Annotated in this window: 12 protein-coding genes; 7 read left to right on the top strand and 5 right to left on the bottom strand. The window is 60.8% G+C overall.

The window, feature by feature from the left end; translation table 11 throughout:
• Positions 1 to 170: 170 nt before the first annotated feature.
• The 5 genes from ACA057_RS13120 (at position 171) to ACA057_RS13100 (ending at position 6,166) form a co-directional block, all read left to right on the top strand.
• Positions 171 to 773, top strand: a complete 603-nt coding sequence (locus tag ACA057_RS13120; protein WP_401358458.1) for a dimethylamine monooxygenase subunit DmmA family protein — start codon at positions 171 to 173, stop codon at positions 771 to 773.
• On the top strand, positions 770 to 1,738 hold the full coding sequence (locus ACA057_RS13115; protein WP_497348939.1) for a PDR/VanB family oxidoreductase: 969 nt from the start codon (positions 770 to 772) through the stop codon (positions 1,736 to 1,738). The genes ACA057_RS13120 and ACA057_RS13115 overlap by 4 nt, the downstream gene beginning before the upstream one ends.
• Before the next feature lie 17 nt (positions 1,739 to 1,755).
• Positions 1,756 to 2,796: a heme-dependent oxidative N-demethylase family protein gene (locus ACA057_RS13110; protein ID WP_497348937.1), complete on the top strand. Its 1,041-nt coding sequence runs from the start codon at positions 1,756 to 1,758 to the stop codon at positions 2,794 to 2,796.
• A 256-nt stretch (positions 2,797 to 3,052) separates the two neighbouring features.
• The gene (locus tag ACA057_RS13105) at positions 3,053 to 4,588 is read left to right on the top strand and encodes an APC family permease (protein ID WP_497348935.1); all 1,536 of its coding nucleotides are present in this window, start codon (positions 3,053 to 3,055) and stop codon (positions 4,586 to 4,588) included.
• Positions 4,589 to 4,741: 153 nt separating this feature from the next.
• Positions 4,742 to 6,166, top strand: coding sequence for a gamma-aminobutyraldehyde dehydrogenase (locus ACA057_RS13100; RefSeq protein ID WP_497348933.1), 1,425 nt, complete (start codon positions 4,742 to 4,744; stop codon positions 6,164 to 6,166).
• A 92-nt stretch (positions 6,167 to 6,258) separates the two neighbouring features.
• Here the strand turns inward: ACA057_RS13100 and ACA057_RS13095 are convergent, their stop codons facing one another.
• From ACA057_RS13095 to ACA057_RS13075, 5 genes are read right to left on the bottom strand one after another with little or no spacing between them, the layout of a single operon-like run.
• A complete protein-coding gene (locus tag ACA057_RS13095; protein WP_497348931.1) occupies positions 6,259 to 7,956 on the bottom strand; it encodes an ABC transporter ATP-binding protein in 1,698 nt (565 codons plus the stop codon).
• Positions 7,957 to 8,014: 58 nt separating this feature from the next.
• A complete protein-coding gene (gene spt / locus ACA057_RS13090) occupies positions 8,015 to 9,217 on the bottom strand; it encodes a serine palmitoyltransferase (RefSeq protein ID WP_497348929.1) in 1,203 nt (400 codons plus the stop codon).
• On the bottom strand, positions 9,204 to 9,464 hold the full coding sequence (locus ACA057_RS13085) for an acyl carrier protein (protein WP_497348927.1): 261 nt from the start codon (positions 9,462 to 9,464) through the stop codon (positions 9,204 to 9,206). The genes spt and ACA057_RS13085 overlap by 14 nt, the downstream gene beginning before the upstream one ends.
• A 37-nt stretch (positions 9,465 to 9,501) precedes the next feature.
• The gene (locus tag ACA057_RS13080; RefSeq protein ID WP_497348925.1) at positions 9,502 to 10,419 is read right to left on the bottom strand and encodes an NAD-dependent epimerase/dehydratase family protein; all 918 of its coding nucleotides are present in this window, start codon (positions 10,417 to 10,419) and stop codon (positions 9,502 to 9,504) included.
• Positions 10,416 to 12,161 carry a fatty acyl-AMP ligase gene (locus ACA057_RS13075; protein WP_497348923.1) on the bottom strand — a complete coding sequence of 582 codons (1,746 nt, stop codon included), beginning with the start codon at positions 12,159 to 12,161 and terminating at the stop codon, positions 10,416 to 10,418. Before ACA057_RS13075 ends, ACA057_RS13080 begins: the two co-directional genes overlap by 4 nt.
• 421 nt (positions 12,162 to 12,582) lie before the next feature.
• On the opposite strand from ACA057_RS13075, the gene ACA057_RS13070 reads away from it, so the two are divergent.
• Together ACA057_RS13070 and ACA057_RS13065 are read left to right on the top strand one after the other, a co-directional pair.
• A complete protein-coding gene (locus ACA057_RS13070; RefSeq protein ID WP_497348921.1) occupies positions 12,583 to 13,725 on the top strand; it encodes an N-acetyltransferase in 1,143 nt (380 codons plus the stop codon).
• Complete coding sequence (locus tag ACA057_RS13065) at positions 13,709 to 14,539, top strand: nucleotidyltransferase family protein (RefSeq protein ID WP_497348919.1); 831 nt, start codon at positions 13,709 to 13,711, stop codon at positions 14,537 to 14,539. The genes ACA057_RS13070 and ACA057_RS13065 overlap by 17 nt, the downstream gene beginning before the upstream one ends.
• The last annotated feature ends 45 nt before the right edge of the window (positions 14,540 to 14,584 follow it).

The following is a 14,584-nucleotide window of genomic DNA, read 5'->3' as shown; positions in this document are numbered from 1 at the left end:
GGCCATTCCTGCCTGCGCCTCACTCCCACAAAACCATAAAAACCTTTAGATTCAATGGCTTAATAATCTGGCACGACCTGTGCTCCTGCTATCTGCACCCCACCATCATTGGGCTTTGCATCAGGGCCGGCTTCCATCAGCCGAGCCGGTAGCCAGGAGGAATAATAAAAATGTTGATCACCGGGATCAAAAGCCGACCGGTCTATGACCAGTTGCAACCGCTACCAGGAGGCCTTCGGCACATCATTGCCGGGCAAGGCAGCGGCGGTCGCGCCATGCTGCGCTTGTTGGGCGATATGGCAGGGCTGGATCGACCGATCACCTTGCTGTACTCCCAAGAGTCGTTTTCCGGCCAGGACTACTTGGCCCAATTGCAGCAGCACCGCGAACACTCACTGCATGTGCATGCGTCCAACCAGGCGCTGATCGACGAACTCAAGACGCTGCTCGGTGAAGCGCGTATGGGCACTCGTCTTTACCTCGCCGGTTCTGAAAGTTTCCTGGGCAGTGCCATGCAAGTGGCCACGCATTTCGACCTGAATCGCGACGAAGTGCTGCGCGAACACTCCGGGACGTTGGTCCGCCGAGTCTGGTGCGTGCATTGCGACACCTACACCGAAAATGTCACCCAACGCGTTTACGACTGCCCCGGTTGCGGTTTGACGCTGGTGGTGCGCGATCACTACTCCCGGCGACTGGCGGCTTTTCAGGCAGTCAAGGCCGATGCCGAAGTCCCGGGTGAATTGCCCGAAGCCGAGGAGCTCGACACATGAGCCAGAACAATGGGACGTTGAATCTGCGCGTGGCCCGAATCGAATCGGTCACCCCGGAAATCAAACGCTTCACCCTGGTGTCGCCGACCGGCGCACATTTGCCGGCGTTCTCCGGTGGCAGCCACGTCGTGGTGCTGATCGGCAATCAACACAACACCTTGCGCAACCCTTACTCGCTGTTGAGTTCACCCTACGACACCAGCAGCTATCAGATCGCCGTGCGCCGGGTTGAAAGCGGTCGCGGCGGTTCCGTGTCGCTGCACGACAACGTCGTAGAAGGCGATCTGATCGAGGTCACGCCACCGGTCAATCTGTTCCCGCTGATCAAACAGGCACGCCTGCACTTGTTCATCGCCGGCGGCGTCGGCATCACGCCGGTGATTTCCCAACTGGAAGAACTGCGGCTGAGCAAGGTGCCCTTTGAACTGCATTACGCGGTTCGCGGCGAAGCGCACGCGCAGCTTGGCAAAGAGTTGCAAGCCACCTACGGCGAGCAGGTCCACCTGTACCGCAAAGGCATCGAGTCGCGCATGGACATAGGCCGGATCCTCGCGGACCGCCCGCTGGGCAGCCACGTGTATGCGTGCGGTCCGGACAGCATGATCGACGCCACCCTGGCCTGTGCCCGCGATCTTGGCTGGACCGACAGCCATGTGCACTTCGAGCGTTTCCTTGAACAAAGCAGCGGCGGCGAAGCCTTCAGTTTCACCCTCGGCCGCAGTGGCGCAACCATCGAAGTCTCGCCCGACCAGACCATGCTCGAAGCGGTGGAAGCCGCCGGGTACAGCATGCCTTACCTGTGTCGTGGCGGCGCCTGTGGTCACTGCGAAACCGAGGTATTGGAACTCGACGGCGAGCTGCTGCACACCGATGACTGGCTGTCCGATGAAGACAAAACCAGCCGCAAGAAAATCATGCCCTGCGTATCCCGCGCCAAATGCAATCGCCTGGTCATCGACCTCTGATCGACGGAGACATAACAATGAATATCCAATTCAATCCCGACGAAACCTACCGCGACGACTACACCTTCGCCAACCGTCCGGAAACCATCGCGCGGGCGCCCTTCCCGTTCCCTGATGACGACTACATGTATTCGATGAACCTCGAGCCGCATGTCTCAGTCGGCGACGGTGCGTTTCGTGCCGCCTTTGATATCGATGAGCACTACATCAGCGAGTGCCGGGACCGTGCGATCACCCTGGAAAAAGATCCCGGCATGCACTACGTCTCGGCCCCGCACATGATGGAGGCGCAATGGGATTTGCTTGAGTTGATCATGGAGTCCTACGCCCGGGATTATCCGCAGTACTTCAGCCTGGCGCGTGAAGGTCGGCAGTGGCATTGGACCAACCGTCTGCTGGACATCGACGACCACTTTACCTTCGGCGATCCGACCACCCTGCCCTATGAGCCCATGGAGTATGTGACCCGTCAGGCGCAGGGCGATTGGGTGCTGCAAGAAGAACGTGACGGCACGCTGTACTGGGGGGCAGGGATCGCAACCCAGCGCGCCGATTATTCCTTGCGTTTCAACCTCGGCATGAGCTGGGAAGAGTTCCACGGGCCGGTGCCGTTGGTGAAGGAAATCGGCATGCTCGACCGCGCCCTGAAGTTTCTGCTGCGCCTGCGCACAGGCCATCCGGTGCGTCGTCTGAACTGGTCGTTGACCGTCAACCCGCGCCTCGAAGTGTCGGCCGAAAGCCTGCCGGAATGGGCACCGGACCGCACCATCGTGACCGCGGAAAACGCCGGCAAACTGGTCTACCTGCGTATCGAGTTGCAGCCGTTGCATCGCTTGCCGCGCAGTAACGCCATCGTCTTCCCGATTCGCACTTACTTGCTCAGCCTCGAAGACATCGCCACCAACCCGGCGTGGGCCCGACGCATGCATCGGGTCCTGCGGGATCTGAACCAGCAACTGGTCGACTACAAGGGCTTCAGCCGCTACCGCGATGCGGCCGTCGAGTGGCTCTCCCAATACGACGACGGGCGTGACGCCGAGACCAAAAAACAGGCTTGAAAATGCGGGCCCACTGCGCCACAGGACGTAGCAGCTGGCGAAGCCTGCGTTCGGCCGCGAAGCGATCGTGAAATCAGACGATGCGGTGTTTCATGAGCACCCTGCACCCAGGTTTTACGACCGCTTCGCGGCCGAACGCAGCCTTCGGCAGCGGCTACAGGTGCGAGGCCTGAACAAAACAACAAGCTCAAACGAGCAATGGCGGGACAACCCGCCAGTACTGCAAATCAACTGCCATTGATAATGAGGAAATAAAATGAGTGGCTTACCCAACGCGCGTGCAAGCGTCGCCGATCAGGACGCGGAACAACTCCGCGCCCTCGGCTACAGTTCGGATTTCAATCGCAGCATGAGTCTGTGGGAGAACTTTTCCCTGGGCTTCACTTACCTGTCGCCGGTCGTCGGTGTCTACACCCTGTTTGGTTTGTGCCTGGCCGCCGGCGGCCCGCCAATGTTCTGGTCGTACCTGCTGATCGGTGCCGGCCAACTGCTGGTGTGCCTGATCTTCGGTGAAATCGTTTCGCAATTCCCGATTTCCGGCGGTGTCTATCCGTGGGCTCGCCGTTTGGTCGGCAAGCGCTGGGCGTGGATGGTCGGCTGGGTCTATGCGTGGGCCTTGTGTGCAACCATCGCTGGCGTAGCCGTCGGTGCCGGGCCCTATCTGGCGATTATGCTGGGCTTCAATCCGGGTCCCGAGGCCAATATCTATATTGCCCTGTCGATCATCCTGCTCTCGACCTGCCTGAATCTGGTGGGCACCAAGCTGCTGGCACGCGTCGCCATGTTCGGCTTTCTCTGCGAGTTGGTCGGGGCGATTCTCGTCGGTGGCTACTTGCTGATTTTCGAGCGTCATCAGCCGTTCAGCGTGCTGTTCGACACCTTCAACCTTGAAGTCAATGGCTCGTACTTGCCGGCGTTCCTCGCGGCGTCCCTGGCAGGTCTGTTCCAGTACTACGGCTTTGAGGCTTGCGGCGATGTCGCCGAAGAAACCCCGAACCCAGGCAAGCGCATTCCCAAAGCCATGCGCATGACGATCTACATCGGCGGTGCCGCGGCGATGTTCGCTTGCCTGGCGCTGATTCTTTCGGTGCCGGACATGGCCAAGGTATTGGCCGGTGAAGACACCGATCCGGTGGCCACTATCCTGGCCAACGCCTTTGGCCCGGTCGGTTCGCGGCTGGTCATGGCGGTGGTAATGGTGTCGTTTATCTCTTGCGTCTTGAGTCTGCAGGCAGCGGCCAGCCGTCTGTTGTTCGCTTATGCCCGTGACGAAATGATCGTTGGCAGTTCGCTGCTCAAGCGCCTCTCGGGCAACCATGTGCCGTCGTTCGCCTTGCTGATCAGCGGGCTGGTGCCCGCAGCGATTGTCTGCCTGGGCATGTTCATGGCCGATGCCGTGGCGACCATCGTCGGCTTCGCGGCGATTGGTATCTACGTCGCGTTCCAGTTGATCGTCGTCGCGGCCTTGATCGCTCGCGCCAAGGGCTGGCGCCCGAATGGTCAATTCACCCTCGGCGCCTGGGGCCTTTGGGTAAACCTGGCAGCCTTGGTGTATGGCGTGTGCGCCATCGTCAACATGGTCTGGCCGCGTTCGCCGGACGCGCCGTGGTACATCAATTATTCGATGATCCTGACCACGCTGGTAGTGATGGGCGCCGGCCTGGTGTACATGCTGCTCGGCAAGCCTTACGACAAAGGCACGGCGCCGGCCGGTGATGCCTGGAAGTTCTCCAAACCGCTTGCCAAACCCGCTGGTGTTTCCGGCGCATCGGCCAGCCGAACCTCGATCTGATAACAACCATCCCTGTAGGAGCGAGGCTTGCCCGCGATGGGGGCGTCACATTTAACGATGATGTTGACTGATCCACCGCTATCGCGGGCAAGCCCGCTCCCACAGGTTTTTCGGTTCCGACAGAAAAATAAAAGCTGCAATGAGGACAATGCCATGCAAACCAAACTCTTGATCAACGGCCAACTGATCGACGGCGACGGCCCCGCCCAACCGGTGTTCAACCCGGCCCTCGGCCGCGTGTTGATCGAAATCAACGAAGCCAGTGAAGCCCAGGTCGATGCCGCCGTGCGGGCTGCCGATGCGGCGTTCGACAGCTGGTCGCAAACCCCACCGAAAGAGCGCTCGCTGTTGCTGCTCAAACTCGCCGACGCCATCGAAGCCCACGGTGAAGAGCTGGCCAAACTGGAATCGGACAACTGCGGCAAACCCTTCAGCGCCGCACTCAATGACGAAATCCCGGCGATTGCCGACGTGTTCCGCTTCTTCGCCGGTGCCAGCCGGTGCATGAGCGGTTCGGCCGGCGGTGAATACCTGGCCGGCCACACCTCGATGATCCGCCGCGACCCGGTCGGCGTGATCGCCTCCATCGCGCCGTGGAACTACCCGCTGATGATGGTCGCCTGGAAAATTGCCCCGGCCCTCGCCGCCGGGAATACCGTGGTGCTCAAGCCGTCGGAACAAACCCCGCTGACCGCCCTGCGCCTGGCCGAACTGGCGTCGGAGATTTTCCCGGCCGGCGTGCTCAACCTGGTGTTCGGCCGTGGTCCTACGGTCGGCAGCCCGCTGGTCACGCACCCGAAAGTGCGCATGGTGTCGCTGACCGGCTCGATCGCCACCGGCTCGAACATCATTTCCAGCACCGCCGACAGCGTCAAACGCATGCACATGGAACTGGGTGGCAAGGCCCCGGTGATCATCTTCGACGACGCCGACATCGAGGCGGCCGTGGAAGGCATTCGCACCTTCGGTTTCTACAACGCCGGCCAGGACTGCACGGCTGCTTGCCGCATCTACGCCCAGGCCGGCATCTACGAAAAATTCGTCGAAAAGCTCGGCGAAGCGGTCAGCAGCATCAAGTACGGTTTGCAGGATGATCCATCGACCGAACTGGGGCCGTTGATCACCGCACAACATCGCGACCGCGTCGCCGGGTTCGTCGAACGTGCCGTGGCGCAGCCGCATATCCGTTTGATCACCGGTGGCAAGACGGTCGAGGGCAATGGCTTCTTCTTCGAGCCGACGGTGTTGGCCGACGCGCAACAGGACGACGAAATCGTCCGTCGCGAAGTGTTCGGGCCGGTGGTGTCGGTGACTCAATTCACCGATGAAGCCCAGGTACTGGGCTGGGCCAACGATTCGGACTATGGGCTGGCGTCATCGGTCTGGACCGCGGACGTCGGTCGCGCGCATCGCCTTTCAGCGCGGTTGCAGTACGGCTGCACGTGGGTGAATACCCACTTCATGCTGGTCAGCGAAATGCCCCATGGCGGTCAGAAATTGTCCGGTTATGGCAAGGACATGTCCATGTATGGGTTGGAGGACTACACCGTCGTACGGCATGTGATGTTCAAGCATTAAAAGCTTCGCGGGCAAGCCTTGCGCCTACAGACCGTGAGCCGTGTCGCCTTCCGCGCGGCTCTTGACTGAACCACCTGCGACCGCTTTTGCCGTCAGGATCGAAGCGCGTGTTGTACGGCTGATACCTTGCCATCGCGCAGTTCAAGAATCTGGTCTGCAATGCGGATCATGGCCGGGCGATGGGACACCGCGATGATGGTGATTTCAGGGGTCAGGCTTTTCAGCGCCTGGCATATGGCAGCCTCCGACTCCGGATCAAGCGCGCTGGTGGCTTCGTCGAGGATCAGCAGCCTTGGACGATGAGCCAGGGCACGGGCGATGACGATACGCTGCCTTTGCCCACCGGACAGCTTGGCACCGCGTTCACCGACGATGGCGTGCAACCCGTCGGGACTCTCTTGCACGAACTGCCAGGCCCCGGCTTGACGCAGCGCGCGCTCCGCATCGACGGCCGTCAGGGCCTTGTCTCCCAAGGTCACGTTGGCCAGGATGCTGTCGTGCAGCAGTAAGGTTTCCTGGGTGACATAACCGATCAAGCGTCGCCACTTTCGCCTGTCCAGGTCCTGGAGTTCGATGTCATCTACCCAGATGCGTCCGGACTGCGGGATGAGCAGCGAACAAAGAAGGTCGAGGACGGTGGTCTTGCCTGAGCCCGAAGGGCCGATCAGGCTGGTAAAAGAACCGACCGGAAAGCGCATCGATACGTTTTTCAAAACCTGCCGGTCGCCGTAACCAAACTGGATATTGTCGAAAACGATCTGCCGCTTCAAGGTGGGTGCGCCGGTCCCGCCGATGGGCTCGGCATCGGCAATGGCACAGTCGATCGACTCGTTGATGGCCCAGTAGGCGCTCTCTTGCGCGGCCATCCGGTGATAGCGTTGCTGGGCCTTGTGCAGCAATCCCAGCATGCGCACGACCACGAAGATCAACACCATCACCGAAGACAGCGGCAGTCCGCCCAGCACATACCCCATGTATAAACCCGCTGCTGCCAGGACCGCCAGCATGGGTTCCTGCAACGCCCTCAACGTTTCCCGGCTCATGACTTCGCGTTCCATTGCCGTGTTGAGCTCGCCGGCGTGATGGCGCAGCAATGAATCGGCGATGTCTTCACGGGCCATGGCTTTCAGCGGTTTCACCGAGCCTAGCGTATCGGTCAGTTGGACCAGCAGCTCGCGCATCAGCCTGGTCTGGCTTTTGCCGGCACGCCGCGATGCCTTTACCAGGCCTCGCAAGACCGAGAGCAGCGCAAAGCCGACCAGCAGCGAAATGATCGCAGCCTGCCAGGAGACGACGAGCGCGATGGCGGCATAAGCGGCGGCCTGAATGCCCAACGCGAGCATATTGGCGGCGTGCTCGTAGGCCGTGGAAGCACGATAGGCTTCGGTGGCGACGGCGTTGGCCAGCGCCCCGGCGGGTTGGCGCAGGTAATACTCCCAGCGGCTCCCCAGCAACGCTTTGATCAGGTCGACGCGCAGGTCGGTTGCCACGTGCGCCACGGTATAGCCGACCTGCCGATTGCCCAGCAATATCAACAGGTTGCTGAGTGTCAGGCCCACGACAATGACCACCAGCATGGTTGCAATGGTTGGCTGCAGGCCTATCGAGACCATAATCTCGAAGACATGGGTTGCCAGCCGCGAATGGGGCTGGTCTTCAAGCATCACCGATATCAGCGGAAGCATGGTGGTCAAGCTGACACTCTCAACCAGCCCCGCCAACAGAAGACTCAGCAGCATCAAAACAGTACGGCCCGGATAGGAGCGGCCAAAGGCAAAAATAATCCCCATGAATGTCGTTCGCTATGCAATGGGTAAAGAGTCGCTCCCCGTCATCCTGAGACAACGATCAAGTGCCTGCTGCAGCGATGCCCATCGGCCCGCGCAATGAAGCGAAGGCCTCGATGATATGGTCTATCTGTTCATGGCTATGGGCGGCGCTGACGCTGCAACGCACCAGCGTGACTGCGCCGGGCGTCGCTGGCGGAAGTACAAGATTGACGTAGACGCCCTTGCCGATCAGCGCTTGCCACATTGCCATGCCTTCCTGAGGCGACTGCAGCATCACCGGAATAATCGGGCTGGCTTGTGGCCCGACCCGGTAGCCAGCGCCTGCCAACCCCTGATAAAGCCGTCGCGCGTTCGACCACAACTGACGCCGCAATTCGGGGCGCGCCCGGATGGCCGCCAGCGCCGACCTTACCGAAGCAATCGCCGAGGGAGACGGCGAGGCGGTGAAAATATACGGCCGGCTGGCGTAGCGAAGCAGGTCCATTTGCGGGTCGTGACAGGCGGCGAATCCTCCCAATGCGCCCAGGCTCTTGCTGAACGTGCCCAACAGAATGTCCACTTCCGGCTCCACGCCCAACGCTTCGGCAAGCCCCCGGCCATTAGCCCCCAGGACGCCAAAGGAATGCGCTTCGTCAACCAGCAGATAGCCGCCGAGCCGGCGCTTGATGTCGACGATTTCCCTGAGCGGCGCCTGGTCGCCCATCATGCTGTAGATGCCTTCCACCAGGATGATGGCTTCTCGAGCGCGTTCGCCGAGCCGCAGCATGCGTCGTTCAAGGTCAGCGGCATCGTTATGGCGAAAGCGGATCACTTCTGCGCCGCCCAGCTTGCAGGCGTCGTAAATGCTCGCGTGACAGTCGGCGTCAAGCAGCACCACTTCACGCGGCCCGGCCAGCGTGCCGATGACGCCCAGGTTGGCGACATAGCCCGTCGAGAACACAATCACCGAAGGTCGGCCGAGAAAGTCGGCCAGTTCCGCCTCCAGCGCGACGTGCCCGGCGTAGCTGCCGTTGGCCATGCGCGAGCCGGTGGTACCGGTTCCTTCGAACTCCAGAGAGCGCTGCGCCGCCTTGATACTCGTGGGGTCGAAGGTGAGCCCAAGGTAATTGTTGGTGCCGGCAAGAATCACTTTCCTGCCCTGAATGCAGCCCTCGGTCGGCGAATACATCTCATCGATACGCGTACCGAAAGGCAAGAGTGGCGAGTCCCCGAGACTGGCGCGCTCGGCTGCCAACTTACCGAACTTGTCAAACAGTCCCATCTTCGTGCTCCATCAGGCCAACAATCGCCTGGGCCAACTGCGCAGAGGTCCGTACATCCATCAGGATATTGAGAGGGATCGAAATGTCGAACTCGTCTTCCAGTTCCATCACGAGGTCCATCATCTTCATCGACTCCAACCCGAGGTCCAGGACAAGGTCAGTATTGGGACCGATTGGCGTCTCGGAAGGCACCAGTTGCCCGATGAACTGCATCACCCTCTCGAGTATCACCTCTTGCGAGATCATTACGGAGTCTCCTTGAGTTCGGCGGCTTGTCGCCGGTTTAGAACAGATGATCCTGCAAGGCCTGGCGCAACAAAATCCGCGGTTCCCAGCCTAGCGCCGCACTGATGCGGGCATTGCTGCAGGTCCAGTCGCGATGCAGCAGTTCGTTGACTTTGCCGGGGGTCAGCATGGGCGCGCGCCGAGTGAAATGAGACAGCGCCAGGTTCGCCCGTGCGAGCCCCTTCAATAATGTGGCCGGAACGGGAGCTTGCCGTACCGGTCCGTGGCGTACTTCTGAAGCGATGCTGGCCAGGCTTGCCCAGCTGTAGCCCTGCGCCCGACCGTCGCACAACTCAAAGGTCTGCGCGTGCATGACAGGGGCATCCAGCCACTGCATGACGGCCTCGACCAGATCGTACACATGGAGAAAGCTGAGCAATGCATGGCCTGGTCCGAGGGTGACCAGCCACCCGCGCAGTAGCCAATCGAACAACGGACGCAACTCTCGGTCGCCCGGCCCATACACGGCGGTAGGCCGGAAAATACTGACGGCGATCGCTCCCGCCGCGGCGGTGACTTGCCGTTCGCCTTCGAATTTTGAGGCGGCGTACCAGGACAACGTCGGATGTCGCGCGGCCAGTGAAGACATCAGCAGAAAACGCTCGCAACTGCCGCTGCGCCGTGCCGCGTCCATCAAGCGCTTGCTCCCCTGCACGTTGACCGAGTCAAAGTCTCGGGCGTCCCGGCCCCTGACCCTTCCCGCGCAATGGATGACCACGTGCGCGCCCTGGGTAAGCTTGACGAGGGCCTGCTCATCTTCAAGTGTGCCCCTGATCCATTGGGTGCCATCCGCGCCCGTTCCGCTCTTGTCGCGACCCAAGGCACGCAGTTCCACCCCGCAGGTGGCAAGCTGTTGACGCAAGACGCTGCCGATGAAGCCGGTCGCGCCGGTGAGCGAAACAACGCGTGCGCTCACGCCCCCCCCAGGGCCAGATAAGAAGAATCGGCCTTGTCCTGGGCCACGAATCGCTCAAGGGCTTCGGCACGGGAAGGCTTGCCCGATGAAGTGCGTGGCAGAGAGTGAGGCGGTACAAGGTGCACGTTGGCAGTGAGCCCGAACTCGCTGGTGATCTTCGCCACCAGGGTATGGATCAGGTGTTCGCGATGCTCCAACTCACGGAGGCGGCATTGAACCTGGACCACGACCTGCGGCTCGTCATCGCTCGGAACGACAAACACGATGGCATCACCCGGCCTCAATTCCGGCTCGGACTCCACCAGGAATTCAATATCCTGCGGCCAGATATTCCGACCGCGAACAATCAGCAAATCCTTGCGCCGGCCCGTGATATGGATGTCACCTTGGGACAGATAGCCCAGGTCACCGGTGTCCAGCCAGTCGCCGTGCAACGCCAGCGGCGTGCTCACCGGGTCCTTGAAATAACCCGACATCAGGCTGGGACCCTGCACGAATATCCGCCCTATTTCACGTTCGGCAACGACTAGCCCGGCCGCATTGCGGACCTCTACGCGATGGCCTGGCAGAGGGGCGCCACAGTTAGTAAAGACGCAGCTGCCCGGATCTTCCGCGCTGCAGGCCACGGCCATGGATTGATACTCCAGCATCTGGCGATCGACATGGTCCACCAGGACCCCCGACCCGCGGCGGGCGAAACTGACGGCCAGTGTGCTTTCCGCCAGGCCGTAGCAGGGCATGAAAGCGAGCGGGTCGAATCCGCAGTCGAGGAAACGATCCGCGAAACGGCTCAAGACCGACGCCCGAATCGGTTCCGCCCCGATCCCTGCGACACGCCAACTGGACAGATCCAGTGCAGCCTTTTCCGGGTCCCGGACGCGCCGGGTACAGAGGTCATAGCCAAACGGCGGAGCCACCGAAACAGTCGCCCGGTTCTGGCTGATCAGTTTGAGCCATTGTCCAGGCCGGGTGGCGAAATCCTGGGTGCGCAGGTAGTCGACAGACAGTTGCGCCGCCATGGGTGCCAGGACAAAACCCACCAGCCCCATGTCGTGATAAAACGGCAGCCAGGAAACGCACCGGTCGCCCGCGCGAACGCCGATACCGTCCACGACGATGCCGCGCAGGTTGGCCATCACCGCACGCTGGGTGATGATCACGCCCCGAGGAAAACGGGTACTCCCGGAGGTGTATTGCAGGTAGGCGACATCGTCCGGAAAAACGCTGGGAAGCGCCTGCTCCGCCGGCAAGGTACTCAGTTGCTCAAGGGTCCCGACGAACATTTTCGCGGTACTGCCCAGCGCCTCGCGGACAAAGGGAAGCCAGTCCTCCAGCCCGAGGACGGCGGCCGGCGCGCAGTTGGCGAGCAGCCCGCGCAATTTTTCCACATACGAACGATGGCTCCCCAGATTGGAAGGCACCAGAAGAGGCACCGCGATCAGGCCGGCGTATTCACAGGCAAAAAACGCCTCGACGAAGCTGGGGTCCGTATCGGCGATGAGCGCGACCCGGTCGCCTTTCTTCAACTTGAGACCCAGCAACCGTTTGGCTGTTGCGACAGCGTTACGCCGGAGCTCCCCGTACTGAACCGCCGCACTCAAGTGGCAATGCCGGTCGTAATAATTCATGCCGGTCTGGCCCAAGGCGGCATAATCGAGTGCTTCCACCAGCGTGGAAAAGTCAGCCAAACGATGATTTAGTTCATGTTTTGCGAGGGTCGAAGACATATAAAGATTAGCCATATTTTTAAGTCCAGATCAGGACCAGCCAAAGAGCGCTCAGTACAGCTGCGCCAACTTAATACGTACGGCCTCATTGCCTCCTATGTCTTCTCCGTCCATCGATGATTCTATGATTTGCGGGTCCTCAGACCGTTTGCTTTATCTCACCCCAGTAAATTCAAGGCCTAACGCAATACTAATCGGCATCCGGGTGTTCGCAAATTTTTTCCAAGGTGAGCGACGACTGGCTAGCTCACGACAGCCAAAGCAACTCATTCTCAACTGTGGCCCTTGTCGCGAAGTTCAGCGGGAATAACGACTTACGCCGCAAACGTGCGCCAACACCTGCGCAGCCCACGCCTTGGCCAATACTTCAGCTAGACTTTCGAAGCACTGTTCAAGCGGGACGAGTTCAACTTCCAGCGACTTGTGTGGCCAAACGATGAAGACTAACCAGCTGCCGATTATTACGCGCCCCGTCACCAACAGTTTGGATCTAAAAACCTTTATCAGCTTTCCCGGCACCCTTTATCGTAACGACCCTTGCTGGGTCGAACCCATTCATTCCGAACGCCTCGAACTTCTTTCGCCAAAGAATCCGGCGGCGGCTCATCTGACATGGCAGGCGTGGCTGGCGTGGTCGGGTACTGAAGTTGTGGGGCGTATAACGGCACAGATCGACACGCTTCATCGGCAATTGCACGGCAGTGATTCGGGGCACTTCGGGATGCTTGAAGCCGTGGACGACCCTGCCGTATTCGACAGCCTGTTCGCGGCGGCAGAGGCCTGGTTGCGGCAGCGAGGGGCTACCCGCATCACAGGTCCGTTCAACCTGACCATCAATCAGGAAAGCGGGCTGCTCGTGGAGGGGTTCGATACGCCCCCCAGCGCCATGATGGGACACGGCCAACCTTTTTATGATCACCGGCTCAAGGCACTCGGCTACGGGCAAGCCAAGGACCTGCTCGCCTACTGGATGCGCACCGACCAATTGCACTTTCCCCCGGTGTTGTCGGCCATGATGGCGCGTGAGCAAAAGCGTGTGGTGATCAGGCCCCTGGACCCTCGTCAGTTCCGGCGGGACATGGGTTTTCTGCGAGAAATCTTTAATGACGCCTGGCGCCACAACTGGGGCTTCGTGCCCTTTACCGAGAGCGAGTTTTTCAAGCTGGGCACTCATTTGAGGCTGCTGGTCCCCAAAGACCTGTTGTACATCGCAGAAGTCGAAGGCGATCCCTGTGCGTTTATCGTGGCCATGCCTAACATCAACGAGGCCATCGCCCCGCTCAAGGGGCGCTTGCTGCCCTTTGGCTGGCTGCGGCTGCTGTGGCGGCTACGCGTCAAAGGTACCCGCACGGCGCGGGTGCCGCTGATGGGCGTCAAGCAGAATTATCAGTTCAGTCGATTAGGCCCGACGCTCGCTCTACTCTTGATCGAAGCGCTCAAACCGCCCTTCATCAAGCGCGGCATCGAAGCCTTGGAAATGTCCTGGATCCTTGAATCGAATGCGGTCATGCGCAAGATTCTGGAGCGCATCGGTGCCCTGCCCTACAAGCGCTACCGGATCTATGAAAAGCACATTTGAGGGACCACGGTTCACTGCGCTGGTCCTGGCTGCGGACAGGGGCCCGGCCGATCCGGTGGCCGCGATGACCGGAGCGAGCTGCAAGGCACTGGTGCCGGTGGCAGGGGTTCCCATGGTCCGCCGCGTGGTCGAGGTGCTGGCGTCCAGCGACCGCATCGGCCAAATCGTACTGCTGGGGCCCGCGAGGCATTTGCTGGAGCGTGATGCTTCGGTAGCACATTTGCTCGACACGCCCGGCGTCAGTTGGCTGGAACCCGCCGGCTCTCCAAGCGCCAGCGCGGCGATGGGCCTGGCGCGCCAGCCCGCAGGCCAGCCCGTGCTGGTGACCACAGCGGATCACGCGCTGCTCAGCCGGGAAATGATCGACTATTTTCTTCAGCAGGCGACCGCAAGCGGCTGTGACATGGTCGTCGCAGTGACACCGCTTGATACGGTGCTGGCGCGTTTTCCGGGGACCCGCCGCACGGGGATTCGGCTCCGTGGCGGTCCGTACTGCGGCAGCAACCTGTTCGCTTTCATGACAGAAGATGCTCGACGCCTCGCCCGTTTCTGGCAGCGGGTCGAACAGGATCGCAAGCATCCCCGACGGGTCATCGCCGGTGCTCTGGGTCTTGCAGGAATACTGCGTTACGTGTCAGGTCGACTGACCCTGGAACAGGCGCTGCAACGAATGTCCGCCAAGTTGGGCATGAACATCGGCGCGGTGATCATGCCCTTCGCGGAGGCCGCTATCGATGTCGATTCGCCGCAGGATCATCAAACAGTGGAGAAGCTCCATGCCCAGAGAACCCAATCAATACCGCGCGACGCTTGATGGCTTGGGACGGCAAAGGTGCACCGGCGCTGGAGCGCATGGCGG

The organism is Pseudomonas sp. LBUM1661 (genome assembly GCF_059695925.1).
The sequence above is the reverse complement of the archived record's forward strand: the minus strand, read 5'-3'. Positions and strand labels throughout refer to the sequence as shown.

Coding starts and splice junctions, on each gene's coding strand:
- ACA057_RS13120 (WP_401358458.1), top strand. CDS start 171: ATGTTGATCACCGGGATCAAAAGCCGACCGGTCTATGACCAGTTGCAA.
- ACA057_RS13115 (WP_497348939.1), top strand. CDS start 770: ATGAGCCAGAACAATGGGACGTTGAATCTGCGCGTGGCCCGAATCGAA.
- ACA057_RS13110 (WP_497348937.1), top strand. CDS start 1,756: ATGAATATCCAATTCAATCCCGACGAAACCTACCGCGACGACTACACC.
- ACA057_RS13105 (WP_497348935.1), top strand. CDS start 3,053: ATGAGTGGCTTACCCAACGCGCGTGCAAGCGTCGCCGATCAGGACGCG.
- ACA057_RS13100 (WP_497348933.1), top strand. CDS start 4,742: ATGCAAACCAAACTCTTGATCAACGGCCAACTGATCGACGGCGACGGC.
- ACA057_RS13095 (WP_497348931.1), bottom strand. CDS start 7,956: ATGGGGATTATTTTTGCCTTTGGCCGCTCCTATCCGGGCCGTACTGTT.
- spt (WP_497348929.1), bottom strand. CDS start 9,217: ATGGGACTGTTTGACAAGTTCGGTAAGTTGGCAGCCGAGCGCGCCAGT.
- ACA057_RS13085 (WP_497348927.1), bottom strand. CDS start 9,464: ATGATCTCGCAAGAGGTGATACTCGAGAGGGTGATGCAGTTCATCGGG.
- ACA057_RS13075 (WP_497348923.1), bottom strand. CDS start 12,161: ATGGCTAATCTTTATATGTCTTCGACCCTCGCAAAACATGAACTAAAT.
- ACA057_RS13070 (WP_497348921.1), top strand. CDS start 12,583: ATGAAGACTAACCAGCTGCCGATTATTACGCGCCCCGTCACCAACAGT.
- ACA057_RS13065 (WP_497348919.1), top strand. CDS start 13,709: ATGAAAAGCACATTTGAGGGACCACGGTTCACTGCGCTGGTCCTGGCT.